23 protein-coding genes are annotated in these 26,199 nt (G+C 65.1%); 13 read left to right on the top strand and 10 right to left on the bottom strand.

What is annotated here, in order from left to right; genetic code table 11:
- Positions 1-91: 91 nt before the first annotated feature.
- The 10 genes from cysD to PKE80_RS16740 all read left to right on the top strand — a co-directional run bounded on the left by cysD (position 92) and on the right by PKE80_RS16740 (position 11,122).
- Positions 92-994 carry a sulfate adenylyltransferase subunit CysD gene (gene cysD / locus PKE80_RS16785; protein ID WP_271183477.1) on the top strand — a complete coding sequence of 301 codons (903 nt, stop codon included), beginning with the start codon at positions 92-94 and terminating at the stop codon, positions 992-994.
- Positions 994-2,916: a sulfate adenylyltransferase subunit CysN gene (gene cysN, locus PKE80_RS16780; protein ID WP_008830320.1), complete on the top strand. Its 1,923-nt coding sequence runs from the start codon at positions 994-996 to the stop codon at positions 2,914-2,916. Before cysD ends, cysN begins: the two co-directional genes overlap by 1 nt.
- Positions 2,916-3,653, top strand: a complete 738-nt coding sequence (locus PKE80_RS16775) for a 3'(2'),5'-bisphosphate nucleotidase CysQ (protein WP_008830319.1) — start codon at positions 2,916-2,918, stop codon at positions 3,651-3,653. The genes cysN and PKE80_RS16775 overlap by 1 nt, the downstream gene beginning before the upstream one ends.
- 304 nt (positions 3,654-3,957) lie before the next feature.
- Positions 3,958-4,626 (top strand): TetR/AcrR family transcriptional regulator, encoded by a 669-nt coding sequence (locus PKE80_RS16770; RefSeq protein WP_271183476.1) that lies wholly within the window; start codon positions 3,958-3,960, stop codon positions 4,624-4,626.
- A 207-nt stretch (positions 4,627-4,833) separates the two neighbouring features.
- On the top strand, positions 4,834-5,817 hold the full coding sequence (gene acuI, locus PKE80_RS16765; RefSeq protein WP_271183475.1) for an acrylyl-CoA reductase (NADPH): 984 nt from the start codon (positions 4,834-4,836) through the stop codon (positions 5,815-5,817).
- 55 nt (positions 5,818-5,872) lie between these two features.
- Positions 5,873-7,576: a class I adenylate-forming enzyme family protein gene (locus PKE80_RS16760; protein WP_271183474.1), complete on the top strand. Its 1,704-nt coding sequence runs from the start codon at positions 5,873-5,875 to the stop codon at positions 7,574-7,576.
- A 3-nt stretch (positions 7,577-7,579) separates the two neighbouring features.
- Positions 7,580-7,999, top strand: coding sequence for a nuclear transport factor 2 family protein (locus tag PKE80_RS16755; protein WP_271183473.1), 420 nt, complete (start codon positions 7,580-7,582; stop codon positions 7,997-7,999).
- A 127-nt stretch (positions 8,000-8,126) separates the two neighbouring features.
- The gene (locus PKE80_RS16750; protein ID WP_271183472.1) at positions 8,127-8,864 is read left to right on the top strand and encodes an SDR family oxidoreductase; all 738 of its coding nucleotides are present in this window, start codon (positions 8,127-8,129) and stop codon (positions 8,862-8,864) included.
- A gap of 35 nt (positions 8,865-8,899) precedes the next feature.
- Positions 8,900-10,381, top strand: a complete 1,482-nt coding sequence (locus PKE80_RS16745) for an aldehyde dehydrogenase family protein (protein WP_271183471.1) — start codon at positions 8,900-8,902, stop codon at positions 10,379-10,381.
- Between the two features lie 6 nt (positions 10,382-10,387).
- Complete coding sequence (locus PKE80_RS16740) at positions 10,388-11,122, top strand: TetR/AcrR family transcriptional regulator (RefSeq protein WP_271183470.1); 735 nt, start codon at positions 10,388-10,390, stop codon at positions 11,120-11,122.
- A gap of 30 nt (positions 11,123-11,152) precedes the next feature.
- Here the strand turns inward: PKE80_RS16740 and PKE80_RS16735 are convergent, their stop codons facing one another.
- Positions 11,153-11,974 carry an enoyl-CoA hydratase/isomerase family protein gene (locus PKE80_RS16735; protein WP_271183469.1) on the bottom strand — a complete coding sequence of 274 codons (822 nt, stop codon included), beginning with the start codon at positions 11,972-11,974 and terminating at the stop codon, positions 11,153-11,155.
- Between the two features lie 11 nt (positions 11,975-11,985).
- Positions 11,986-14,172 (bottom strand): acyl-CoA dehydrogenase family protein, encoded by a 2,187-nt coding sequence (locus PKE80_RS16730; protein WP_271183468.1) that lies wholly within the window; start codon positions 14,170-14,172, stop codon positions 11,986-11,988.
- Between the two features lie 240 nt (positions 14,173-14,412).
- On the opposite strand from PKE80_RS16730, the gene PKE80_RS16725 reads away from it, so the two are divergent.
- On the top strand, positions 14,413-15,753 hold the full coding sequence (locus PKE80_RS16725) for an amidohydrolase family protein (protein WP_271183467.1): 1,341 nt from the start codon (positions 14,413-14,415) through the stop codon (positions 15,751-15,753).
- A 139-nt stretch (positions 15,754-15,892) separates the two neighbouring features.
- Here PKE80_RS16725 and PKE80_RS16720 read toward each other — a convergent pair whose 3' ends face one another.
- On the bottom strand, positions 15,893-16,705 hold the full coding sequence (locus tag PKE80_RS16720; RefSeq protein ID WP_271183466.1) for a helix-turn-helix domain-containing protein: 813 nt from the start codon (positions 16,703-16,705) through the stop codon (positions 15,893-15,895).
- A gap of 345 nt (positions 16,706-17,050) precedes the next feature.
- On the opposite strand from PKE80_RS16720, the gene PKE80_RS16715 reads away from it, so the two are divergent.
- The gene (locus tag PKE80_RS16715; protein ID WP_271183465.1) at positions 17,051-17,980 is read left to right on the top strand and encodes an enoyl-CoA hydratase/isomerase family protein; all 930 of its coding nucleotides are present in this window, start codon (positions 17,051-17,053) and stop codon (positions 17,978-17,980) included.
- Here PKE80_RS16715 and PKE80_RS16710 read toward each other — a convergent pair.
- The 5 genes from PKE80_RS16710 to PKE80_RS16690 form a co-directional block, all read right to left on the bottom strand.
- Positions 17,915-19,342: an amidohydrolase family protein gene (locus PKE80_RS16710; protein WP_271183464.1), complete on the bottom strand. Its 1,428-nt coding sequence runs from the start codon at positions 19,340-19,342 to the stop codon at positions 17,915-17,917. The genes PKE80_RS16715 and PKE80_RS16710 overlap by 66 nt on opposite strands.
- A complete protein-coding gene (locus tag PKE80_RS16705; protein ID WP_271183463.1) occupies positions 19,336-20,463 on the bottom strand; it encodes a CoA transferase in 1,128 nt (375 codons plus the stop codon). Before PKE80_RS16705 ends, PKE80_RS16710 begins: the two co-directional genes overlap by 7 nt.
- 61 nt (positions 20,464-20,524) lie before the next feature.
- Positions 20,525-22,039, bottom strand: a complete 1,515-nt coding sequence (locus PKE80_RS16700; RefSeq protein ID WP_271183462.1) for a class I adenylate-forming enzyme family protein — start codon at positions 22,037-22,039, stop codon at positions 20,525-20,527.
- Positions 22,040-22,062: 23 nt separating this feature from the next.
- Positions 22,063-22,353 (bottom strand): hypothetical protein, encoded by a 291-nt coding sequence (locus PKE80_RS16695; RefSeq protein WP_271183461.1) that lies wholly within the window; start codon positions 22,351-22,353, stop codon positions 22,063-22,065.
- Between the two features lie 60 nt (positions 22,354-22,413).
- Positions 22,414-23,643 (bottom strand): CaiB/BaiF CoA transferase family protein, encoded by a 1,230-nt coding sequence (locus PKE80_RS16690; RefSeq protein WP_271183460.1) that lies wholly within the window; start codon positions 23,641-23,643, stop codon positions 22,414-22,416.
- A 322-nt stretch (positions 23,644-23,965) separates the two neighbouring features.
- On the opposite strand from PKE80_RS16690, the gene PKE80_RS16685 reads away from it, so the two are divergent.
- A complete protein-coding gene (locus PKE80_RS16685; RefSeq protein ID WP_271183459.1) occupies positions 23,966-24,277 on the top strand; it encodes a hypothetical protein in 312 nt (103 codons plus the stop codon).
- Between the two features lie 115 nt (positions 24,278-24,392).
- Here PKE80_RS16685 and PKE80_RS16680 read toward each other — a convergent pair whose 3' ends face one another.
- Both PKE80_RS16680 and PKE80_RS16675 read right to left on the bottom strand, forming a co-directional pair.
- Complete coding sequence (locus tag PKE80_RS16680; protein ID WP_271183458.1) at positions 24,393-24,881, bottom strand: MarR family winged helix-turn-helix transcriptional regulator; 489 nt, start codon at positions 24,879-24,881, stop codon at positions 24,393-24,395.
- 23 nt (positions 24,882-24,904) lie between these two features.
- Positions 24,905-26,158, bottom strand: coding sequence for an acetyl-CoA C-acetyltransferase (locus PKE80_RS16675; protein WP_271183457.1), 1,254 nt, complete (start codon positions 26,156-26,158; stop codon positions 24,905-24,907).
- Between the last annotated feature and the right edge of the window lie 41 nt (positions 26,159-26,199).

Raw genomic sequence — 26,199 nt, 5'->3', positions numbered from 1 at the left:
TGGGAGGTTCTGCGATTTGTCATCCTTGCAAAGAGCGATTCGAGCCCAACAAGAGGGCGACCCTGCGAAGGCCAAAGGACCAGAGATCCTGATGAAGACCCTGACGCACCTCGACAGACTCGAGGCCGAAGCCATCCATATCATCCGCGAAGTCGTCGCCGAGGCCGAGAAGCCGGTGATGCTCTATTCCGTGGGCAAGGACAGCGCGGTGATGCTGCACCTTGCGCGCAAGGCGTTCTACCCCTCGCCGCCGCCGTTCCCGCTGCTTCACGTCGATACAACGTGGAAATTCAAGGCGATGTACGAGCTGCGCGACAAGATGGCGCGCGACAGCGGTATGGAGCTGCTAGTCTACCAGAACCCGGAAGCGGCCGAGAAGGGCATCAATCCGTTCGACCACGGCGCGCTCCACACCGACATGTGGAAGACCGAAGGTCTGAAGCAGGCGCTCGACAAGTACGGTTTCGACGCGGCTTTCGGCGGCGCCCGCCGCGACGAAGAGAAGAGCCGCGCCAAGGAGCGCATCTTCTCGTTCCGCACCTCTTCGCACGGCTGGGATCCGAAGAACCAGCGTCCGGAACTGTGGAACCTCTACAATGCCCGCAAGGCGCGCGGGGAATCGATCCGCGTGTTCCCGATCTCCAACTGGACCGAGCTGGATATCTGGCAGTACATCCACCTCAACGACATCCCCATCGTCCCGCTCTATTTCGCGGACAAGCGCCCCACCGTGGAGCGCGACGGCATGCTGCTGATGGTCGATGACGACCGCTTCCCGCTGCAGCCCGGCGAGGTTCCGGTAGAACGCTCGATCCGCTTCCGCACGCTTGGCTGCTACCCGCTGACCGGCGCGGTGGAGAGCGAGGCGAAGACGCTGCCCGAGGTGATCCAGGAAACCCTGCTCACCACGACCAGCGAGCGGCAGGGCCGCGCCATCGACAAGGACGCCGGCGGTGCCGGCATGGAAGTCAAGAAGCAGCAGGGGTACTTCTGATGGCCGACATCGACACCAAGGAAGCGGTCTACGTTACCGACAAGCTCATCGCCGAGGACATCGACGCCTACCTCGTCCAGCACGAGCACAAGACGATGCTGCGCTTCATCACCTGCGGCAGCGTCGACGACGGCAAGTCCACCCTGATCGGGCGCCTGCTCTACGATTCGAAGATGATCTTCGAGGACCAGCTCGACGCGCTCACCGCCGACTCCAAGAAGGTCGGCACGCAGGGGCAGGAGATCGACTTCGCGCTCCTCGTCGACGGCCTTGCTGCCGAGCGCGAGCAGGGCATCACGATCGACGTGGCCTACCGCTTCTTCAACACCGAGAAGCGCAAGTTCATCGTCGCAGACTGCCCCGGCCACGAACAGTACACCCGCAACATGGTGACCGGCGCCTCGACCGCCGACCTCGCGGTGATCCTGATCGATGCGCGCAAGGGCGTGCTGGTGCAGACGCGCCGCCATTCGTACTTGTGCCACCTGATCGGCATCAAGAACATCGTCCTGGCGGTGAACAAGATGGACCTCGTCGACTACGACCAGGCCGTGTTCGACGGCATCGTCAAGGACTACGCCGAGTTCGCCAGGTCGATCGGGATCGACAGCTTCACCGCGATGCCGATCTCCGGCTTCAAGGGCGACAACATCACCACGCCTTCGGCCAATACCCCCTGGTACAAGGGGCCGACGCTGGTGGAGCACCTCGAAACCGTCGAGGTTCTCTCCTCGGTCGATGCCGACAAGCCGTTCCGCCTGCCGGTGCAGTGGGTGAACCGTCCCAACCTCGACTTCCGCGGCTTCTCGGGCCTCATCGCCACCGGCAGCGTCAAGCCGGGCGACAAGATCCGCGTCCTGCCCTCGGGCAAGACCAGCGCGATCACCCGCGTCGTTACCTATGACGGCGATCTCGACGAAGCCGTTGCCGGCCAGTCGGTTACGGTGTGTTTCGAAGATGAAATCGACTGCTCGCGCGGCTCGGTCATCTCGGTCGCCGACAATCCGCCGCAGACCGCCGACCAGTTCGAATCGACGATCGTGTGGCTGGCCGACGAGGCGCTGATCCCTGGCCGCGCCTACTGGCTCAAGCTGGGCACACAGCAGGTCTCCGCCACCGTGGCCGAGCCCAAGTACACGGTCAACGTCAACACCATGGAGCACATGGCGGCCAAGACGCTGGACCTCAACGCCATCGGCGTGGCGGAACTGACCACCGACAAGCAGGTCGTCTTCGAGCCTTATGCCGAAAACCGTACGCTCGGCGGCTTCATCCTGATCGACAAGATGACCAACGCGACCGTCGCAGCGGGCATGCTCAACTTCAGCTTGCGCCGTTCGCAGAACGTGCACTGGCAGGCAGTCGACATCGACCGCAAGCAGCATGCGGGCCTCAAGAACCAGAAGCCCGCCGTGCTGTGGTTCACCGGTCTTTCGGGTTCGGGCAAGTCCACGATCGCCAACATGGTCGAGAAGAAGCTGCACCGGATGAACCGGCACACCTTCCTGCTCGACGGCGACAACGTGCGCCACGGTCTGAACAAGGATCTGGGCTTCACCGAGGCCGACCGCATCGAGAACATCCGCCGCGTGGGCGAAGTCTCGAAGCTGATGACCGACGCAGGGCTGATCGTCATCACTGCCTTCATCTCGCCGTTCCAGGCGGACCGCGAGATGGTGCGCGCGATGCTGCCCGAGGGCGAGTTCATCGAGGTGTTCATCGACACCCCGCTGAAGGTCGCCGAGGCGCGCGACGTCAAGGGCCTCTACAAGAAGGCGCGTTCCGGTGAGCTGAAGAACTTCACCGGCATCGACAGCCCTTACGAAGCGCCGCGCAATCCCGAGGTGCGGATCGACACGACGGTGATCTCGCCGGAGGAAGCGGCTGAACTCATCGTCAACACCCTGCTGGGAGACGCCTGATGTCCTATACCGACGGCGATCTCGCAGCGAAGCTGGCGGATGAGGCGGGCAAGATCCTCCTCAGCGTGCGCGGCTCCGGCCTGTTCGGCGGGAAAGCACTGGGCAAGGCGGGCGACCAGACCGCCAACCAGTTCCTCTGCCACGCCCTGCGTGAGCAGCGTCCCGAGGACGGCCTGCTCTCCGAGGAAGAGAAGGACAACGCCGAGCGCCTGGCCATGAGCCGGGTGTGGATCGTGGACCCCGTGGACGGCACCCGCGAATACGGCGAGGAGCGCGCCGACTGGGCGGTCCATGTCGGCCTTGCGGTGGACGGCGTGCCGGTGCTGGGCGCGGTGGCGCTACCGGGCGCCGACCTCGTGCTGCGCTCGGACCAGCCGGGCGAGGTTCCGCCCGCGCCGGAAAAGCTGCGCATGGTCGTCAGCCGCACCCGGCCCGCGAAGGAGGCCACCAGCGTTGCCGAGACGATCGGCGCCGAACTCGTGCCGATGGGCTCGGCCGGGGCCAAGGCCATGGCGATCCTGCTCGGGCAGGCGGACATCTACCTGCACTCGGGCGGGCAGTACGAATGGGACAGTTGCGCGCCGGCCGCCGTGGCGCTCGGCTGGGGGCTGCACGTCTCGCGGATCGACGGTTCGCCTTTGGTCTACAACCGCGAGGACGTCTACATGCCCGACCTGCTGATCTGCCGGAAGGAACACGCCGACATGGTGCTGCGCGAGGTCGCGGCGCTGGTTTGAGCGCGGCCCCTTCATTCGCCCACTGCGTCGTCATCCCAGCGAAAGCTGGGACCGTTGTGGCCATCATGCAAGCCTGCGTGAGGCCGCAGCGTCATTCGCCGAAGCCTCGGCGCAAGCTCTCGTCAGGCCGCCAGCGGTCCCAGCCTTCGTTGGGATGACGGGCGGTCTGACGCAAGAACTGCATTCGCGGCACAACGCCCCCACGGCATTTTGCTATCGATTGTGTATCACATCTCAGTCAACATTGCTGTTCAGTGACGCCCCCGCTATAGCCGCCCCCTTTTACGGGTAATCGGGGGCAGACATGGAAGCGAGGACCAGGCGCAGGGTCAGGGACCCGATTGCGACGCGCGAGACGATCCTCGAGGCGGCCAGCAACCTGCTGGCAAAGGACGGGCTTGAGGGGGTCAGCCTCTCAGCCGTGGCGCATCTGGCGGCCGTCAACCGGGGCACAGCCTACCAGCACTTCGAAACGCGCGAGAAGCTGATCGAGGCGACGATCCAGTGGGTCTCGGACAAGCTGTTCCGCGCCGTGTTCGGCGATCCCGAGACGATCGGCGATCGCCGCGTCGAGGAAGTCGACACCGCCGCGCTCACCGACCGCCTGTGCGATTTCGCCATGGAGAACCCGGAAATCTGCCGCGTCTGGCTGCAGCAGGTGCTGGCGTCGCCCGACCCCAGCCAGGACCCGTTCTGGCGCGAGTATGCGGGATCGCTGCAGCGCTTTGCCGATACCAAGCTGGCGATGCCGGGGATCGATGCCGAGGTGTTCTCGGTGATGAACCTTGCCGGCGTGTTCTTCTGGCCGATCTTCGCGCGCGCCCATGCCGCGAACGAGGAGGAGCGCAATGCGCTGACCAAGCGCTTCAGCCACGAGATATTGCGCCTCTCGATGTACGGCTCGATGAACGCCTCGCACTTTCCCGAAGTGGCGGCGCGGCTGGCGGCGGAGGATGGGGCCAAGCGGGACTGAGAGGGGAATCATTCCTCGTCCGTTATCCTCGGTACTCTATCGCCGTCATTGCGAGCATAGCGAAGGGATGGTTGGGTTACCGGCCCCGCACTTCCATTTCGCCTCCGCGATGCCATGTCCCGCCGGCATTGACGCATGGGGTCCGAACCCGTCAGCACGGCAGGCGAGTTCGACCCCGTATCGGGCCGAAGAGGGAGTTCGCCAGAGATGTTTTCCGCCATCGTCATCGACAAGACCGAACAGGGCCAGACCGTCGGCCTGCAGCAGCTCGACGAAAGCGCGTTGCCCGAAGGCGACGTGACCATCGACGTCGCCTACTCGACGCTCAACTTCAAGGACGGCCTCGCGATCACCGGCGCCTCGCCGGTCGTGCGCAAGTTCCCGATGGTGCCCGGCATCGACCTCGTCGGCACTGTGACCGAAAGCAGCCACGGCGAGTGGAAGGCGGGCGACACCGTCGTCCTCAACGGCTGGGGCGTGGGCGAAGTCCACTGGGGCGGTCTTGCACAGAAAGCGCGCCTCAAGGGCGACTGGCTGGTGCCGCTGCCTTCGGCCTTCACCCCGGCACAAGCCATGGCGATCGGCACGGCGGGCTACACGGCGGCGCTGTGCGTCGATGCGCTGGTCGATTTCGGCGTGACCCCGGATCAGGGCGAGGTGCTCGTCACCGGCGCCACCGGCGGCGTCGGCTCGGTCGCCATCGCGATCCTCAAGAAGCTGGGCTATTCGGTCGCCGCGCTGACCGGCAAGCCGGGCGAGGCGGACTATCTCAAGGCGCTCGGCGCCGAAACCATCATCGACCGCGCCGAACTGGCCGAGAAGGGCAAGCCGCTGCAGAAGGAGCGCTGGGCTGGCGTCGTCGATACGGCTGGCAGCTTCACCCTCGCCAATGCCTGCGCGCAGACGAAGTACGGCGGCGCGGTGGCGGCCTGCGGTCTGGCGCAGGGTGCGGACCTTCCGGCGACGGTGATGCCGTTCATCCTGCGCGGCGTGGCACTGCTCGGCATCGACAGCGTCATGGCGCCGAAGGCCAAGCGTCTGAAGGCATGGGACCGTCTGGCGAAGGATCTCGATCCCGCCGCGCTCGACACCATCGGCCAGACCATCGGCCTCGGCGACGCGGTGGAAGCGGCGAAGAAGTTCATGTCGGGCGAGGTCAAGGGCCGCTTCATCGTCGACGTGAACGCCTGACCGTGAAAGGCGGCGGGCCGCGAGCCCGCCGCTTCACCATAATGAAGAGGATGGCATGACGGGTTCGGTCAAGGTGGCGGATGGTCTCTCCGTGGTCCACGGCATTCCGCTCGGCGAGGAGCAGGGCATAGGCGCGCTCACGCTGGGCGGCTACGTGCGCGAAATCGCCGCGCGCTACGGCCCGCGCGAGGCCGCGGTGATCCACCTTGACGCTGACGCAGTGCGCTGGACTTACGACGATCTCTACGCCCGCTCGCTGGAGGTGGCGAAGTCGCTCATCGCGCTGGGGACGGGGAAAGGCACGCGCGTCGGTGTGCTGATGACCAACCGGCCGGAGTTCCTGTCCGCCGTCTTCGGCGCGGCGCTCGCGGGCTGCGTGGCTACGCCGGTCAGCACGTTCTTCACGCCTGCCGAGCTGGAAGTGGTGCTCAAGGCCTCGGGCGTGTCGGTGCTGCTGCTGGAGCGCTCGGTGCTCAGGAAGGACTTCGCCCAAATGCTGGCCGGGCTGGAACCCGAAGTCCTGACCGCCGAGCCCGGCACGCTCGCTTCGCGCAAGTTCCCGTTCCTGCGCTACGCCGCGATGATCGACAGCGAAGAGGCCTTCGGCATGATCGAGGGTTTCGCCGCCTTTGCCGCGCGCGGCCGCAACGTGGCAGAAGACCTCGTCCTTGCGGCGAGCGATGCGGTGGCGCCGTCGGACCCCGGCATCCTGCTGTTCTCCTCGGGCTCGACCGGCAAGGCCAAGGGTATTCTCAGCGCCCACCGCGGCGTGTGCCTGCAGCTCTGGCGCTGGCCGCAGTGGTACGCCATCCGTGACGACCTGCCCGCCCGGACGTGGTCGGCGAACGGCTTCTTCTGGTCGGGCAACTTCGCATCGGCGCTCGGCGGCACGCTCTCGCGCGGAGGCACGCTGGTATTGCAGCGCTGGTTCGACGCGGCCGAGGCACTTGACCTCATGGCGGCGGAGCGGGCCAACATGGCGCTCGCGTGGCCGCATCAGTGGCCGCAGCTGGAGGCCGCGCCGAACTATCGCGACGTCGACCTGTCGTCGCTGGTCTACGTCGATGCGAACATGCCGATCGCCCGTCAGCCCACCGTATCGACCACCTGGCGCGAGCCCGGACAGGCTTACGGCAATACCGAGACATTCACGCTCATCACCGTCTTCCCCGCCGGAACGCCCGAGGCTGTCGCGGGCAAGTCCCACGGGATCCCGACGGCGGGCTCCACGATCAAGATCGTTGATCCGCTCACCGGCGCCACCATGCCGCTGGGTGAACGCGGGGAGATCGCGGTGAAGGGGGCGACGGTGATGCTAGGCTACCTCGGCATTCCGCTGGGCGACTCGACCGATGGAGACGGTTTCCTGCGCACTGCAGACGGGGGCTATGTGGACGCAGAGGGCCGCCTGTTCTGGGAAGGCCGCCTCAACGACATCATCAAGACCGGCGGCGCGAATGTTTCTCCGCTGGAGATCGACGAGGTCATCCGGGCGCATCCGGAAGTGAAGGTCTCGCAGACGGTGGGCGTGCCCGACGAACTGCTAGGCGAACTCGTGGTCTCGTGCATCGTGCCGGTCGAGGGAACCAGCCCCAGTCCCGAGGCGATCCGCGATTTCGCGAAGGAGAAGCTGGCCAGCTACAAGCTGCCCCGCCGCATCCTCTTCGTCGCCGAGGACGATCTCAAGACTACCGGCAGCTCCAAGATCAAGACCGCCGAACTGCGCAAGCTGGCAGCGGAACGGCTGGCGGACGCCTGAGCGGTGGGCGAGCCCGACTTCGCCGACTGGCTCGCCCTCTGCAACCTCAAGGCCGCCTATTGCCGCCTGCTCGACACGAAGGACTGGGAGGGCTGGAAACAGCTTTTCACCGAGGACTGCGTGCTCGACACGACAGCCAGCGGCGGCACCCGGGAGCAGGGCCGCGACCGTTTCGTCGCGCAGGTCAGCGAGGCGCTGGCGAACGCCCGGACCGCGCACCAGATTCATTCGCCCGAGATCGCCATCTTCGGCGACCGGGCGCAAGTAGTATGGGCGATGCAGGACCGGGTCATCAAGGGCGACTTCGCGCTCACCGGCTATGGCCACTATCACGAGATCTGCGTGCGCACGCCCGGAGGGTGGAGAATCGCCGAGCAGGTGCTGACGCGGCTGATCCTTGAGGTCGCGCGGCCTTCCACATGACGTCATCGCTCTGATGTAATCGCTGGGGCGCGTCGTCCGGCGATAGGCGGGGCCAGAGCGAGCCGCTATGGTACTCTCCGAAGCAGCCGACCCTCATGCAGCGGGCGGCGAAGGGAGCGGAGGAAGCGTGGGCAAGACCATCGTCATCACAGGTGCCGGAGCAGGCCTCGGCAAGGCTCTGGCGCAGCGTTTCGCCAGTGAGGGTGAAACCGTGATCCTGCTCGGCCGCACCTTGTCCAAGGTGCAGGCCCTTGCGGACGAACTGGGCGGGCCGGCCCTGGCGATCGAATGCGACGTCGCCGATGCGGGCTCGGTACGCACCGCCTTCGCGCAGATCGCCGAGGCGCATCCGAAGATCGATGTCCTGATCAACAATGCCGGGATCTACGAGCCATTCACCGTGGCCGAGGCGACCGACGAGCAGATCGACGGCATTCTGAACACCAATCTCAAGGGGCCGATCTACTGCTGCCGTGCGGCGATCCCGATGATGGAGAGCGGCGGCCTGATTATCAACGTGGGCAGCGAGTCCGTCGCTGTGCCGTTCGTGATGCTCTCGCTCTACCAGTCGAGCAAGGCGGGGCTGGAGATGTTCACAACCGCGCTGGAGGCGGAACTGGAGGAATCCGGGATCCGCGTCGCCCTGCTGCGCGCCGGGCCGATGTACGATGACGGCAAGTCCTCGCCGAATTGGGACCGCGATGCCGCCATGCGGTTCCACATGGGCTGCGCGAAGAACGGGCTGGACCTGCGCGCGCGGCCGGTTTCGCATTCCGCGTCGCCCACTTCCGTGTTCCGCGCGGTGATCGACCTGCCGCCAGACGTGCGCGTCAGCCACGTCTCGATCGGCGCGCGCAAGATCTGACCATCCGGGCCTGACCCTCTCTTGAAGGACATGACATGACCACTCTTCCCGAAGCCCGGCTCTACATCGACGGCAAGCTGCGCGATGCCACCGGAGGCGCTACTTTCGACGTCATCAGCCCCTGGACCGGCGAGCCCGTCGGCAAGGCGGCTGACGCCACTGCCGCCGACGTGAACGAAGCGATCGCCGCCGCCCGCCGCGCCTTCGACGAGACCGACTGGTCCACCAACGTCGAAAAGCGCGTCGCCTTGGTCAAGAAGTATCGCGAACTGTTCGAGCGTGAACGCCCCCGCCTGGCACAACTGGCGATCCATGAGGCCGGCGCGGCGCAGGGCGCCGTGGGCCGCGCTCATGTCGGCATGGCGATCGACGGCTGGGACGATTACATGGCCGTGTTCGACAAGCTCGAGTGGGAGAAGGACTACGGCGAGAAGCCAGCCTTCGGCATGATCCACAAGCGCCTCGGCGTGCGCGAGGCGGTGGGCGTCGTCGGCGCCATCACGCCGTGGAACGTGCCGCTCTACGTCAACATCGGCAAGGTCGTGGCAGCGCTGCTGGCCGGTTGCACGGTGATCCTCAAGCCGGCGCCGGATACTCCGGGCATGGGCGCGATCTTCGGTGAGCTGGCAGCCGAGGCAGGCTTCCCGGATGGCGTCATCAATGTCGTGTTCGGCGCCGACGCGGCGCTGGCAGGCGAGATGCTGGTTACCGATCCGCGTGTCGACCTGATCTCGTTCACCGGTTCCACCGGCGTCGGCAAGCGCATCATGGAGCAGGGCGCGCCGACGCTGAAGCGGGTGTTCCTCGAACTGGGCGGCAAGTCGGCCAAGATTGTGCTCGACGATGCGCCCAACTTCGCGATGGACGTGGGCATGACCATGCTGGTCTTCCACGCCGGGCAGGGCTGCGCCGTCCATTCGCGCCTGCTGGTTCCGCAGAGCCGCTACGAAGAGGCCAAGGCCATCCTCAAGGGCGCCTACGGCAACTTCGGCGACAACTGGGGAGACGTCGAAAACCCGGCGCACATCATGGGCCCCGTCGTGTCGAAGCGGCAGATGGAGCGGGTGAAGAGCTACATCGACCTAGGCCAGCAGGAAGGCGCGACCTTGCTTGCGGGTGGCAACATCCGTCCGGACAAGGGCGGCGGATATTTCGTGGAGCCGACATGCTTCGTGGACGTTACCAATGACATGCGCATCGCTCAGGAAGAGATCTTCGGCCCCGTTCTGGTCGTCATTCCCTACGAGGACGACGAGGATGCCATCCGCATCGCCAACGAAAGTTCCTACGGCCTTTCGGGCGGCGTCTCGGGCAGCCACGACCGCGCGATCAACATTGCGCGCAAGGTGCGCACCGGTTCGATGAGCGTGAACAACGGCATGTGCATCGCCGGCGACATTCCCTTCGGCGGCTTCAAGGCCAGCGGCATGGGCCGCGAATGGGGTCTGGAAGGCATCGAGGAATTCACCGACGTCAAGCTGCTCGCCTGGCCGGTCGGGCAAGTGGAAGCCGCCTGAGACGCGATGATTAGACGGGTGGGGCCTGAAGAGAGTGTAGAGACCGATCACTTCGCGGGTCTGCCTCAGCCCCTTGCGGCTGCGGTGATCACCGCCTGTGCTGCGGTCAGCCACAATCTCAACGGACAGCGCCTAGGCCGCAAAGGCAGGGTGACGCGTGAGCGCATCCTGGCTGCGGCGATAGAACTGATCGAGGATTCGGAGGAGCCGGTGACGCTCGCCCGCGTAGCGCGGGGGGCGTCGCTGGGCATGACCTCGGTTTACAACTACTTCACCGACATGACCGAACTGTTGCTGGCGGTGCTCGACCCGGTCATGGCGACGGCGGAGAACGATTACCTCTCGCTCGCTCGCGAGCGCTGGGCGGACGAGGAACTCTACGCGCGCTGCTATGCCTTCGTGCGCGCCTACCATGGTTTCTGGGCAAGGCATTCACGGCTGCTGCACTTGCGCAATGCGCTGGCTGATCAGCAGGATGCGCGCATGATGGCACATCGTATCCGCAGCAGCCGTCCTATCATCGCGCTGCTCGTGCGGCAGATGAGCGACGAGCCGGTCGGTCTCGGACCCCATACCTCAATGGCAACGATGGTGATGATCGGCATCGAGCGTTCCGTGACACTGGTGACCGACCGCGAACTGCGCAAGCTCGTCGGCATCGAGCCGGAAATGAGCGAGGATCGTTATCTGGTGCCCGGCGCAAGGCTGATGGAATTCGCGATCAGCGATGCGCGCAGATAAATCCTCCCCCACCGGGGGAGGAATCGGACCTCACTTGCCCTTGCCGCCAACGCCCTTGAGGTAGGCTTCCATGCCCTCGATGTAGTCGGGGTTCAGCATCAGCGCGCTGTTCGCCATGCGCTCGACATGGCGCGCGGAATCGCGGCCGACTTCGGCGCACAGTTCGATCGCCACCTTGGCGGCGCCCATCTGCTCGCCGTTCTGCTTCGCCAGGTGGCGGCAGAAATCCATCACCTCCGCCTCGAACTCCGCGTCCTCGTAGACCTGATGGATGAGCCCCATGGTGAAGGCCATGTCGGCGCTGGCAGGTTTGTTGGCCATGATCAGCCAGCGCGCCCAGTGCGGCCCGCAGATCCGCGTCAGTCGTGAGACGCCACCCGAAGCGGGCAGAACGCCGAACAATCCTTCCGGGAAGGCATAGGCCGCGCTCTTCGCGGCAAGGCGGAAGTCGCACGAAAGGCTCATCTCCAGCCCGCCACCCACGCACATGGCGTGATGCGCCGCGACGATGGGCTTCTCGACGTGCTCCATCTCGTCCCAGAGCTGCTGCATGTTGTTGAGGTTGAGCCGATGGTTTTCGCGCACCTTGCTGGCGGAGTTCGCCGCGACGTTGGCTTCGGACACGATGTTGCGGTTGCCGCCACGCAAGTCCGCGCCTGAACTGAAGTAGCGCCCGGCCGAGCGGATCAGCATGACCTTGAGGTCCGCCCGTTCGCGTAGCCGCAGCACGGCTTCGGTGAGCAGGTCCATCATCTCGCGGCTGATGGCGTTGAGCTTGTCCGGCCGGTTGAGCGTGGCGACGAGAATGCCGTCGATTTCTTCGGTCAGAAGGTGCGGTGCGTCTTCGGTCATTGTTATCTCCCTCAACCGCGAGTGCGCGGCAGGCCGAGCCCGCGTTCGGCGACCATCGAGCGGTGCACTTCGCTGGTGCCGCCGTAGATCGTCGTGCCCGCCGCGTGACGGTAACACTGGTTGAGCAGCGCGACTGCCCCCTCGCGCTTGGAAAGCGAGAGCGGTGCCGTCAGGTCTAGCAGGTCGCGGCTGTCGCTGAGGAACTTCTCGGAGGAGTACATCTTAGACATGGGCCCGAAGGCATGGTTCGGCTTCTTCTCGATGCTGGACCACTGCGCGCGGTAGGTCAGCATGTCCGATATCCACAAGTGCGCCACGCTGCGGGCAAGGCGGCACTGGGTGCGCACCTCGCCGTCGATGCCGAGTTCGCGGGTCACTTCCTCGGCCGCCTCGATCATGGCCTTCATGACCTTGGAGAAGCCGCCGCCGTGCTCCAGTTCCAGCGCTGCACTCATCGTCTTCGTGCCGCCGTCGATCTCGCCGAGACGCCAGGAATCGGGGATCACCACGCCGTCGTAGAAGGTGATGTTGGTGCGCTCGTCCTGGAAGGTGTGGACGGCCTGCACCGTCACGCCCTCGGTCTTGAGAGGGACGATGAACATCGTCAGGCCCTTGTGCTTCGCCACGTCGGGATTGGTACGCGTGAGCATCAGCACGTAGCTCGAAAGGTTGGCGCCGCTGGTCCACATCTTGGTGCCGTCGATGCGCCAGGAGCCGTCGTCCAGTTGCGTCGCCTTGCACTGTGCGGCGAAGACGTCCGAGCCGCACGAGGGCTCCGAATAGCCCAGCGAGCACAGCACGTCGCCGCCGACGATCCTGGGCAGGACCTCGGCCTTGAGTTCGTCCGACCCGTACTTGTCGATCATCATCGCCACCATCGCCGCGACATTGGCACCCGGCGTGTTGTAGCCCTGCCGCTCCATCTCGCCCATCGCGGCAATGCGTGCGTAAGGAGTGATATTGCGGCCGGAGAGATGCTCGGGCAGGCCGGGGAACAGCAGGTTGTGCTCGGCCAGCATCTTGTGAACCTCAGGCACGTAGCCTTCCCAGGAATAGTGGAACCTGGCCTTCTGTTCCTGCGTAACCTTGGTGGCGAACAACTCGGCGATCTCGGCGCAGACCTGGCGAGCCTCGTCGCCGAGATCGAAATCGAGCGGGACTTCGCCAGAAGCGGGCAGGGCGACCGTCTCTCCGGCATAAAGGCGGCGTCCGGCTTCTTCCAGAGCGAGTGCGGGGTCGCCGGCGACCAGTGGCCATGCCTTTGCGCGCAGGTTGTAGAGGTGTACGTCGTATTCGTTCGACAAGCCGTAGCCGCCGAAAGTGTGCAGGCCCTGCGCCACCGATCGTGCCGCAGCATCGCAGGCGTACCAGTAGGCGAGCGAGATCGTGGCGGCGGCCGCGTCGGAGCCGTCGTAGATGTCGCGGATCGCCTTCCAGGCAAGGAACTTGGCGCCATCGACGTCGCACAGCAGGTCGGCGAGGGGATGCGAGATGCCTTGGAAGGTGCCGATGAGCTGGCCGAACGCCTTGCGCTCACCCGCGTAGACGGCTGCCATCTGCAACGCCTGCCGGCCGATGCCGGAGAGCGCGACCGCCATGTAGAGCTTCCACTCCTCCAGCCCGGCGGCGAAGAGGGCTAGCGCCTCCTCGCCGGAGCCGAGCACGATCGTCTCGCCTGCGGCAAGATCGATCTCCGCGATCGGCGTGGTGGCCAGGTTGGCTTCGGCCTTCGCACCCGCAGGTGTTACCAGCACGACATCCCGGCCACGCCGCGCGACGACCGCCTTCGCCACTGCTCCGCCGGCGATCCACTGCTTCGAATGCTGCGCAGCATCCTGCATGGCGATCGTCACGACCGACTCACCGCCGATCGTCGCTTCGAGAAGATCGTCCTGGCCACCAAGCTGAGCGAGCAGGCGTGCCGACACCAGCGTTTCGGCCAGAGGGCCGGAGACGAGCGTGCGCCCGGCCTCCTCCATCAACAGTGCCGCGTCGAACAGGCCCAGGTCCATGCCGCCCGCATCCTCCGGCACGCGCATGGCGAAGGCGCCGAGTTCGGCCAGACCGCTCCACAGCGCCGCATCGAAGCCATCGGTCTCCTGTGCCTTGCGAACGCGCACGGTGCTGGAATGCTCGTCGAGAAAGCGCGCGAATGTGTCGCGCATCATTTCCTGTTCGTCAGTGAGATCGAAGTTCATGGCAGGCTTTCCCGGAGCTTATCGTTTTCCTTCACCATTGGTCCTGAACACAGGTTGGAAGGGCGTTCAATCCGGCCTCGGCGGCAATCGCGGGCACGATGCGGATGACAAGGAACGGGGCAATCGCACAAGCGATGGCTCGGGCTCGCGAGTGGCTAGCGGGGCGTGGGAGCGATAGTCTCGACGGCAATAAGACAAGCGGGGCGAAGCACCGGCGAACGCACTCACGGGAGACGAGAGATGGAAATGAACGACATGGTCATCATCAGCGTCGATGACCACATCAGCGAACCGCCCGACATGTTCCGGAACCACTTGTCCGGCGCACTCCTCGAATCCGCGCCGAAGATGGTCAAGGACGAGAACGGCAAGGACGTCTGGGTCTATCAGGGACAAAGCTTCGCTTCGGTTGCGCTCAATGCCGTGGTGGGGCGGCCCTTCGAGGAATACGGCATGGAGCCGACCTCGCTCGACCAGCTTCGCGAAGGGGTCTACATGGTGGACGAGCGCGTGAAGGACATGGACGTCAACGGCGTTGCGGCCTCGCTCAACTTCGGCTCGGTGTTTGACTTCGCCGGAGGGCGCCTGCACCGGGTGCCCGACCGCGATCTGGCGGTGAAGCACGTCAGCGCCTACAACGATTGGCACATCGACGAATGGTGCGGCGCGCATCCCGGGCGCTTCATACCCTGCGCTATTCTGCCGACCTGGAACATGGACGCCACGATCGCCGAACTGAAGCGCGTGAGCGCCAAGGGCTGCCACACCGTCTCGATCAGCGAGAACCCGACCTGCCAGGGCCTGCCGAGCATCCACAACGAATACTGGAAGCCGTTCTACAAGGCGATCGCCGATCTCGACATGACGATCTGCATCCACATCGGCGGCGGCAATCCGGCGCCGCATGCATCTATGGAGACACCGATTGAGGCATGGATTTCGACGATGCCGATGACGATTGCCTATGCGGCGTCGGACTGGCTGCAACTGGAGGCACTGCACGAGTATCCGGACATGCGCATCGCGCTGTCGGAAGGCTCGATCGGCTGGGTGCCCTACTTCACCGAGCGGGCCGATTTCTCCAACTCGCGCCACAAGTACTGGACGCATTCGCGTTTCCAGGACCTGAAGCCCAGCGAGATGTTCCGGCGTCATTTCCTGAACTGCTTCATCGACGATGCTTTTGGCCTGCAGAACATCGGTTTCATCGGCGAGGACAACATTGCTTACGAATGCGATTATCCGCACTCGGACACGCTCTGGCCCGAGGTGCCGGAGAGGCTTTGGCCGACGATAAATCACCTGACCAACGTGCAGATCGACAAGATCACGCACGGAAATGCCATGCGCTGGTTCCGCTTCGATCCGTTCAAGCATCACGCCAAAGCAGACCTGACCGTCGGCGCTCTGCGGGCCAGGGCAGCGGCACAAGGCGTGGATACAAGCCCGAAGTCCTCGCTCGGCGAGCGTCCGCTGGAGCAAGGCGAAGTGCGGCCGGTCACATCGGGCGACATCATGAAGATGTTCAGGCGCCACGAGGACACCGATCGTCTCGGCCGCATGGCCGGACAGGAGGCGTAAGCAAACGACAAATGTGAGCAAACGACAAGCGTGAAGGGAGGCATCGTCCTGGAGAAAATTCGGGACGATGGATGGCAAACAAAAGAAAAGGCCCCGCGAGACGTGCTCGCGAGGCCCTTTCCCGTTGGGAAGTGTGAATTCAGGCAGCGTGCGAGAACTGCTCCACGCTGGACTGCGGGTGATGGGCCACGGGATCGGGCAGGCACGCGCGCATGGCGTCGCTCAGGCACTGGAACAACGCTTCCGGGTTCACCTTGTCATCCTTGCCGTAAACGATGCTGACGACCAGCGGGTGCCCCTCTGGCTGGCGCGGGACGAGGCCGCTGAGCGCATCGGCGCCCGTGGAGAAGCCGGCCGGTCCGAACAGGTGGCGCGGATCGCGGCAGGCGTCGATGCGGGCCATCATTTCCGAGAAGGCGAACTTGTCCTGCTCCGCCGCTTCGGCGTTGAGGCGGCGCACCATGCCTTCGCAGCGCTGGCGGGTGACGGTGGACAGCATCAGCCAGCCCGGCGCGTTGCGTGCCAGAGGCTCCTTGACGCCGCCAGCCAGTTCGCGGGTGGCAGCGGGCGCGCGCGGCCCATGGCGCCAGTTCACGATCTGCGCGTCGAGACCGACCATCGAGTGCAACGCCACCGAAAGCCCGGTCTGCGCGACGAGGCGGTCCATCAGGCGCACGATGCGGCCGTCACGCACCAGCTCGGGCTGGCCGGAAGTGCCGATCAGCGCCGCGCGAGGGGTAAGGCTGTAGGCGCGTGAGTAGGGATCCTTGTGCAGCAGACCCAGCTCGACGAGGCTCGAAAGCAGTTCCGAGGTACTCGACTGAGGCCGGTTATACCGGCGCACGATATCCATGACGGTCGCTTCGCGGTGCGCGTCGTCGAAGTACTCCAGTACCTCGATCACCCGGCGTGCGATCTTTGCCTTGTTCGATGACGTTGCCTTGCCAGCCATGAGGTCTCTCTCCTTCCCTCTCGCGTGGTTGATGAACTCGATCGTTAGCGTCGAGCTTGCCTCAATCCCCGAGTCGTAATCCCAGATAACTGAGTCATTCTCGTTTTTTGCTGACTTTGGTTAGCATCAACAACGCTGTTCATCAAGCGTCCTTTTTGTATACGAACGTTGAAAGAGAGACGAGCGCGGTTTTCCGCCGGTCGAGCCGAGCTGATGGCGCGGAAAAGGCCGGTAAACTGTGTCGGTCGGTGGAGGGGCTGGTCAATTCAATCAGGGCGGTTCATGCCTGTACGGGACGAACGGAAATCAGCAAGGAGTCATATGGAGAGCCGGGGAATATACGGTTTGACCGTTCCTGCGACTGATTTTGTCTCTGGCGGATTCGTGCTGGTCGAGCCGATAACCTTCATCGATAGCGATAGCTTTTCGCCTGATTTCCACCATCTGGGCCTGCCGCCTTGGCCGGTGATCGCGAAGGGAAAGTGGCACGATGCCTTTGCAAAGTTGGATACTTTCGTCGAGGATGGCTTTGATGCGAGACAAATCCGCAGAGCGGTCGAAGCCCGCCCGATCGCTGCGGCGACTCTGGTGCAACTGCTGCGCCTGCTGCCTTCGCTGAGTCTGGAAGATGGCCTTGTGGCCGAGTCGCTGGCCTATGCCACGCTGCAGGGGAGCAGCGAGCACTGCAAATGGCAGGCGGGGCGAGTGCGGGCGGCGGACGGACGAGCGCCCGGTGCCGTCCTGCTGACTCGCGAAGGTGATGCCGTGACGGTGACGCTCGACCGTCCGGATGCGGGCAATGCGATCGACCGGCCGATGCGTGATGCGCTGCACGAGGCCTTCGCGCTTGCGAACCTCGACACCACGATCACCTCGGTCACGTTGCAGGGGACGGGGCGCTGCTTCAGCCTCGGCGCTGACCTTGACGAGTTCGGCACGACGCTCGACCTGGCGATGGCGCATGCCATCCGGCGTCGCACGTTGCCCGCCAACGAGGCGCTGCGCTGCGCCGATCGCTTTGTGGCCGAGATCGACGGTGCCTGCGTGGGGTCGGGACTCGAACTGGCCGCGTTCGCATCGCGTATCACGGCAACGCGTCGCTCGTGGTTTCAACTGCCGGAACTGGCGATGGGAATCATTCCCGGCGCCGGAGGTTGCGTCTCGCTCACTCGCCGTATCGGGCGTCAGCGGACCGCCCTGATGGTGCTGTCAGGCCGACGCATCAGCGCGCAAAAGGCGCTCGAGTGGGGACTGGTCGATGCGCTGGTGGACTAGGTTTCCGCCTGCGATCACCATTCTTACGTCGCTTTTGTTGAGGCAGGCGCGAACTTCGGACCATGGGCGGTCCATAAGGCACAAGTCGGCCATTGCGCCGACCGCAATGGCGCGTTGGCGTGAGAAGTCGGCCGGTTCCGTTAGATAGAGCGCCAGCGCCTCCTCCGGCGTCAATCCTTCATCGGCACCGATCACTGCCCCGCTCGGGGCGCGGCGGTTGACGGCGGCGGTCATGGATTTCCATGGATCGGCTTCGCCATAAGGTGCGTCGCTCCCTCCGGCGAGGGGCAGGCTTGCGGCGGCCAGGCTGCGCAGGCGATAAAGGTCTGCGTGGTGCCTCGGATCGACGTCTGCCAGATAGCGGTCGCCACGCTCGGCAATGAAATGGGGCTGGACACAGGCTGACAGGCCGAGGTCGCGCATGCGGGAGACGAGATCGGGAGAGGCTACGGACACATGTTCGATCCGGTCGCCGCGGACGCTGCCGGCCACTTCGAGCACGGCGAGTGCGAAGACCAATTCCACCTCGGTCACGCAATGAACTGCGACCGCGCGGTTCTGGGCATGTCCGGAACGCACAAGAGCGACAGCCTCGTCGAAGTCGGGCAAGGCGTTCTCGTGGAGATGCAGCTTGAGCGGGCCGAGAGTGCATCCGGGCGGCAGATGTTCCCCCAGCGCAAGGCTGCCCGCGATCATCGACGACTGCAGGAGGCGCCCGTCACTGCGTTGCTGCGCGAAATGCCTAGCGACGCCGGGATCGTTGCGCGGCGACATGTCGGTTATGCCGGTCACGCCGCAGCGGGCAAGCCGGGCACTGGTCTGCGCGAAATCGGGAAGCGACCCTCCGAGCGTGCGGCTGAGCCATGCGTCCTCTTCGAACAGACGGCCGGTAAAGCGTCCGCCGGCCCTTTCCAGCCCTGGCGGCGCGTCCGCGATCGCAAGCAGTTCCTCCAGCGCGCGCGAGTTGAGCAACCACATTCGCCCGGTGCGATGCTGCATGCGCAGCGGACGATCGGCAACCATGCGGTCCAGCATCGCCGCATCGGGCAACACGCCGTCGAGGACGCTTTCATGGAAGCCGACGCCGCGCAGCCATCCTGTGCCGGGCGCCTGGAGGGCCCGCGCCAATTGTGCCGAAGTCAGGACATCGGGTTGTCCGCAGGAAATCGAGGATTGCTGCGCGGCAAGCGCTGCAAGATGGATGTGGTGATCGTGCAGGCCCGGCAGCAGCAATCCGCCTCGTGCGTCGATGACCTGCTCATCGGAGCGGGGAAGCAGGGTGCCGATCGATGCGATACGCGGGCCTTCGATCCTCACGTCGCCGGGCCCGGTGCCCCATATCTCGGCATTCCGGATCAGCATCGTGCGAAAGCGTTCAGATAATGCGCCGTGTCGGCGCCGATGGGTCGCACGGGTGCGGTCAGTGCGCGCGGGCTCACTGTGGGGAAAGGGGCGCCGATCGCCTGTCCCCATGCACATAGTTCGGCGTCGATCATCGCGCGATCATGCGCCCGTTCCTCGGCGAGTGCCATGGCGCAGATCGCGCTCATCGACAGGCCGATTTGCTGGGCCACGCCGCTGCGCAAGGCGGAAAGCCCTTCGCGCGCGGCGACGATGCCGGTGAGGGGGTCGGCAATGGCATCGCCCACGTAGCCGATGCCGCCACCCGCATCGGCCATTGCGCGGGTAAGGCCGCCCGCCACGCCGCAGTCGTTGCCGATGCCCACCCAGTCGGCGGGATCTCCGCTCGCTCCGTGACCCGTGATGGAGAGCCAGACCAGCCCCGGCGTTTCGCGCATCAAGGCTCCCGCATCAATGCCGAGATGCCGCAATGCGCGCGGTCGCGAGGCTTCGATCACGATGTCTGCCCGCCGGATCAGCGCCATGAGGGCCACCTTCTGCGCATCGTCGGTAAAGTCGACGAGGAGGCTGGCCTTGCCTTGGTTGATCCGGTCGAAGGTCTCCGGATCGTCACGACGGATCAGGTCCGGGCGGGTGAGGCTCTCGACTTTCAGAACTTCCATGCCTGCCTGCCAGAACAGGTGGCCCGACAGTGGCCCGGCCCAGATCGCGGAGAGATCTACGACTAGTGGCCGATGCCCTTCCGGCCTGTCGCGGCGTTCGCCGCGCAGCATGACGTCGATTGCGGGCGATGCCGGAGTTTCATCGACACGGGCGACGGGTAGACCGAGCGTGCGCCCGGTCTGCACGAGGTCCCTGGCGTCATGGCGCAGCACGGCTGCAGCAATCGCCTCCCAGTCGCCCGTATCGATCGCAGCATCGCCGAACAGCGCGGGTAACAGCTCGCGGTCCACCTCGCGGATCAGGGTGAGCGCAAACCATTCGCCGTCACGCGCAGGCATGAGCCTGCTGCCGCCTAGCCCGGCCGAGGTGGTGCCCGTGATCGTGTAGCCGCCGTTCGCCCCGCGTTCGCCCATCAATGTGGCACCATCGAGCCTGGGCAGCCCATGCCAAGTCGTCATGGCCTGCAACTGCCGGTCTGCCCACCGCGCGAGCGGGATCGCAGGAGCGGGGGGAGTGCGGTCAGCCGGCAAGGACTTCCTTTACCTTACGGCGCAGCAGCTTGCCCATCTCGTTGTAGGGAAGCTCTGCCAAGAAGGCGACTTTCTCCGGCACGCGCGAGGAGCGCAGGCGCGAACGGACGAGGTCCTTCAGTTCGGTTTCGGCTGGAGCCTCGAACCCGTCGCGCGTGACGATGGCAATGCCTACCGCCTCTCCCCATTCGACCGAGGGGATCGCGCAAGCGCAGGCATCGGCGATGGCGGGGTGCGTGAGCAGCACGTCCTCGATCTCGCCCGGCGACATGTTCTCGCCGCCACGCACGATCACGTCGTCGGCGCGGCCGGAAAGGAACAGGTAGCCGTCCTCGTCCATGTAGCCGGCGTCGCGCGTGGGGAACCAGCCTTCTGCATCGAGCGCGCTCTTTTCCTTGTACTCACCGGAGACCTGCTCGCCGCGCACGTAGATCTCGCCAGCCTCGCCGAGTGGCAGGACTTCGCCGCTCTCGCTGCGGATTTCGATCTCGACCGTCGGGATCGGCTTGCCGAGCGAGGTCAGGCGGGCGCGGACTTTCGGATCTTCGGAGGCGAGCGCCTCGCGGTGATCGTCGGGGCCAAGCAGGGCGATGGTGGAACTGGTCTCGGTCAGGCCATAGGCGTTGGTGAAACCCGCTGCCGGGAAACGTTCGAGAGCCTTGTGGATGACCTCCAGCGGCATCTTGCCGCCGCCGTAGGCGATGGCGCGCAAGGATGCGGTCCGGACGACCGCGCCTCCATCCGCAGCCTTTTTGTCCATGGCATCGACGATGCGGGCCAGCATGGTCGGCACGACGAAGGCGTTGGTGATCGCCTCCGCCTCGACGAGGCCCAGCCAGCCCTCGGGCGAGAATGCGGGCAGCATGACGATCTTGCGCTGGGCATATATCGAGGACAGCAGCGCCGAGATTCCCGCGATGTGATAGGGCGGCACGACCACCAGCGCGGCGTCGGCCTCGTCGGCACTGGCGAACTCGACGGTGCCCAGGATATAGCCCAGCAGGTTGGAATGGCGCAGGATTGCCGCCTTGGGCGCTGCCGTGGTGCCGCTGGTGAACAGCTGGATCGCCACGCCCTCACCCGGATCGTACTCGCGTGCATCGTCGGCAGGGACGGTTTCCTGCGCTTTAAGGGTGAATTCCTCGCGCGAAAGGATCGTATGGCCCTGACCCCCTGCTATGCGCGTAACGCGCTCCTCGTCGCCGATGACGAGGGCCGGGGCGATGCGCCCCAGCAGCGCGGCGAGGTCGGCGTCGGGCAGGCGGTAATTGAGCGGGCAGTAGGGCACTCCGGCTAACGCCGCGCCGAAGACCGCGATCACCGCCGCTTCGCTGCTCTCGTCGAGGAGCGCGACATATTCGGCGCCGCTATTCTGAATGATCGAGAAAGCGCCGCGCGCGGCGGCTAGGAGGTCGCCATAAGTCCAGCGCTTGCCGTCGCAGACGAGGCCTACGCGGTCGGGTGCGGCCTCGGCCGCCATTTCGAGAAGGAGAGCGATGTTCATCGGAGCGCCGGTTACCTTGCGTGTCAGTCCGAGGCTGGGAGCGGCTTGGCGTCCTTGACGACGAGCGCCTGCCCATCGACAGAGAGTGAGCCCTTGCCGGGCTTCACGCAGAGCAGTTCGTACTGGCCGGCGGCATCGACATAGCGCTTGCCCATCAATGTGCCGGCCGAGAAGTCGGCGGCGAGGGGGGCTGCCTCGGCGGGCTTGGCCTCACCCATCGGCGCGCCGCCGCATTCGATCTGGCCTTCGGCCGCGCGGATCACCATGACTTCGGTGTCGCAAGCGGCGCTTTTCAGGCGGGTTCCAGGCTTCATCTCGGCTTCCTTGTTCTCTTGTGTATCGTATGCTCGGGCCGTGGTGCAGGCAGTCACGGCTCAGGCGATCGCGCCCTTGGCCTTCCATTCCTCGATCCGGTCCCACTCGACGCCCATTTCCATGAGCACGATCTCGGTGTGCTCCGAGGCCTGCGGCGAACGAGTGGTTTCCACCGCCTCCCCGTTCCACTGCACGGGGCCGCGCACCAGCTTGAGCGGGGCCCCGCCGTCAGCGCCTTCCACCTCGATGATCATGTCGTTGGCAAGGGCCTGCTCGTCGGTCAGCAGCTCATGGAAGCTCTGGATCGGCGCCCACTGGCCCGAAAACGTCTTGAGGTGCTGGCGCCAATATTCGAAGGGCTGCGCACCGAAGGCTTTGATGAGGATGTCGCTGGCGGCGCCTGCATTCTCGAACAGCGCGCGCGGTTCGGAGAAACGCGGATCGTCGGCCGCTTCAGGCACGCCGAGGTGCTCGAACAGGCTGCGGATGTGGCCGGTGGGCGAGATCGTGCACAAGTTGATCGTGCCATTGTCGCTCGTCTGATAATTGCCCATGAACGGGTTGCGCGCCGCGCCGCCGGTGCCGGGCATCGGGTTGCGCGTCAGCACGCCGGTCTCGGCCACCTGTGCGATCACCGCGCCCGAAGCCCAGGCAGCGGTGCTCAGCAGCGAGACGTCCAGTTCGACCGCCTCGCCGGTCTTCTCACGGTGGAACAGCGCGGCGGAGATTCCGCCGGCGATGAACATGCCGCCGATCGAATCGCCGAACGCCGGGATGCCCTGAGAGATCGGTCCGGGTAGTTCCTCGGGCGTCATCGAATAGGCGATGCCGCTGCGCGACCAGAAGCAGGTGCCGTCGAAGCCGCCGACCTCACGCTCCGGCCCCTTGTTGCCGAGCGCCGAGCCGCGCGCGTAGATGATGTTGGGATTGACCGCGCGGATGTGCTCGACGTCGAACTTGTTCTTCTGGCGCACCTGCGGGAGGTAGTTGGTCAGGAACACGTCGCATTGCTTCGCCAGTTCGTAGAGCACTTCCTGGCCCTCGGGCGTGGACAGGTCGATGCCGACGCTGCGCTTCCCGCGATTGGGGTGTTCGAACAGCGTGTGGCGCAGCGGGTCGAGCGTGACACCGCCCATGTTGAGGAAGCCGCGCTGGGTGTCACCGCGCACGGGATGCTCGATCTTGATAACGTCCGCGCCCCAGTCGGCAAGGACGCCACCCGCTGCGGGCGTGAAGGTGAACTGCGCCACTTCGAGGACGCGGACGCCCTGCATGACCTTTGTCGACATCTGCTGCCAATCCCCGTGATTTTCTGTCTGGCGCCCGGGTTTTCCGCCGTTTCGCCTGTGGTCCCGGTGTGCGCGTAAAGCCGGGAGGGATCAACCGGGTGGCCCATCGTGCCGACGATCATGCCTGCAAGCGCCCGCTTTCCAAGGGTTTCGGACGGGCCCGCAAGCAGGGCAGTGGAGAATGCCGCAGAGGCGATGATGTTGCTCAAAGCGCTTTTTAAGATGCGAATTTCGCAATTGACCGGGTGTTCAAAAAATACTAACCCAGCTTAGTAAGTAAATAAGTCCGACCGTTCAGGTTCGCAGTTTTCGGAGAAACGCCATGAAGAAGTTCGCCACCCTCGTCGCTATCGCCACCATCGCTTCGGTGCCTGCCGTCGCCTTCGCCGAGACCACCCAGGTCCGCGAAGCCACCGAGGAAGCCGCTGCAGGCGCCGTCTCGGTCAACGCCGGCAAGATGCTCTATGCCGCCGATGGCTACCGCATTGCCCCGATCTATCGCGTTACCGCCGATGGCAACCCGCAGGTCATCCTCAATGGTCGTCTCGTGACTGTTCCGGCCTCCAGCCTCAGTGACAACAGCGGCAAGGTGACTACTTCGATGTCGAAGAAGGAACTTGCTGCCGCGAAGTAAGTTTTCGCGATACTCTCAAGAAGAAGAGGGCGGCGCCGGATGGCGTCGCCCTCTTTTTTTGGGATGGGTGGCAGGTAGCTCCGCTTGCTCGACGAAGCAGGGTGGCGAAAGGCCCTCAGCCCCGGCTGACGTTCTCGTAGATGCGCGTCATGAAATCGAGGAGCGTATCGACCTCTTCCTCGGAGAATCCGGCAAACATCTTCTGCTCGCTCTCGGTGGCGATGGTACCGAGCTTCTCGAGGAGCGGTTGCGCCTGTTCCGTCAGGTAGACGGCGCGGGCGCGGCGGTCGTCGCGGCGGTCGCGACGTTCCAGCAACCCCTCGGCGCAGAGGCGGTCGATCAGGCGACCGGCGGATGCTTCCGACATCTCCAGGTATTCCGCGACGGTCCGTTGCGTCGAGCCGGGATAGCGCGCCACGATCGCAATCATCGCCCACTGCGAGCGCGTCACGTTGAGCGCGGCGACCTTGCGGTCGAAATTGTTGCGTTGGAGCCGCGACACGATGGTCATGCGCAGCCCGACCTGCCGCGTAGGGCTCTCGTCGCGCATGTTGAAGGGGTTGCTGATCGTTCCCATCGGCTTTTCGTCGGCTTCGGTCGCCACTAGGTGCTCCTTGTACTGCGCCTTCAGACGCGCTCGATGATTATGGCAGGGGCCATGCCGCCCGCCGCGCACATCGTGATGAGACCGTAACGCCCGCCGGTGCGCTCGAGTTCGTCGAGAGCAGTGCCGATCAGCATGGCGCCGGTGCCGCCGATCGGGTGGCCGAGCGCGATCGACCCGCCATTGGGATTGACCTTGGCGCGGTCGAGGTCAAGGTCGCGGATGAACTTCTCGACGACGACGGCGAATGCCTCGTTCACTTCGAAGACGTCGATATCGTCGGTAGTGAGCCCCGCCTTGGCGAGCACCTTGCGCGCCGCGGGCACAGGGCCGTTGAGCATGAGGGTCGGACAGTCGCCCGTCTCCGCCATTGCGACGATGCGGGCACGCGGCTTCAGGCCGTGTGCCTCTGCGTACTCCTTCGACGCCAGCAGGATCGCCGAGGCACCATCGACCACACCCGAGGAGATGCCGACGTGATGGATCGGCTTGATCTCGATCTCGGGATAGACCTGGTTGATCAATTCGCCGTAAGTCTTCCCGCCGGGCGCGGACGGCATGTTCAGGAACATTTCGAAAGCCGGCTTGAGCTGGGCGAGGCTTTCGGCGGTGGTTTCCGGGCGAGGGTACTCCTCGTGGTCGAGGATGACTTTGCCCTCGTCGTCCTTCACGACGATCGTGGACTTGTCGAAACGCCCTTCCGCCAGGGCGACGGCGGCCCGGCGTTGGCTCTCGACACCGAGTGCTTCGAGTTCCTCGCGGGTGATGCCTTCCATCGCGGCGATCGCGTCGGCGCAGACGCCTTGGTTCGACTGCGGGTGCCTGGCCTGCAGGCGCGTATTGCCTGCCCCCATGCCGGCACTGCCGACCCCGGCCTCGCGCATCTTCATACCGTACATATTGGCGTAGGAGAGCATGTCCATGCCGCCGGCCACCATGAGGTCGGCCATGCCCGACTTGATCATTGCCGCTGAGAGGCTGGTGGCGGTGAGGCTCGATCCGCAGAAGCGGTTGAGTGTGACGCCGCCCGCCTTCACGTCGTAACCGGCGTCCAGTGCCGCCATGCGCCCGATGTCGCCCGCCTGCAGTCCCAGTGCGGCCGAGACGCCCCAGATCACGTCGTCGACGTCCGCGGTTTCGAGCCCGTTGCGATCCTTGAGCGCGGCGAGGACCGTTGCCGAAAGATGTTCGGGATGCATCTGCGACAACGCGCCCTTGCCCATCTTGCCGATCCCGCGAGGGGTGCGCACGGCGTCGATGATATAGGCCTCGGTCAAGACAGGTCTCCTCGCGTTCCTTCGCGCAGCAAAGCGCGGTT

The organism is Novosphingobium resinovorum, from assembly GCF_027922145.1.
In the GTDB taxonomy this organism is placed as follows: domain Bacteria; phylum Pseudomonadota; class Alphaproteobacteria; order Sphingomonadales; family Sphingomonadaceae; genus Novosphingobium; species Novosphingobium resinovorum.
The sequence above is the reverse complement of the archived record's forward strand: the minus strand, read 5'-3'. Positions and strand labels throughout refer to the sequence as shown.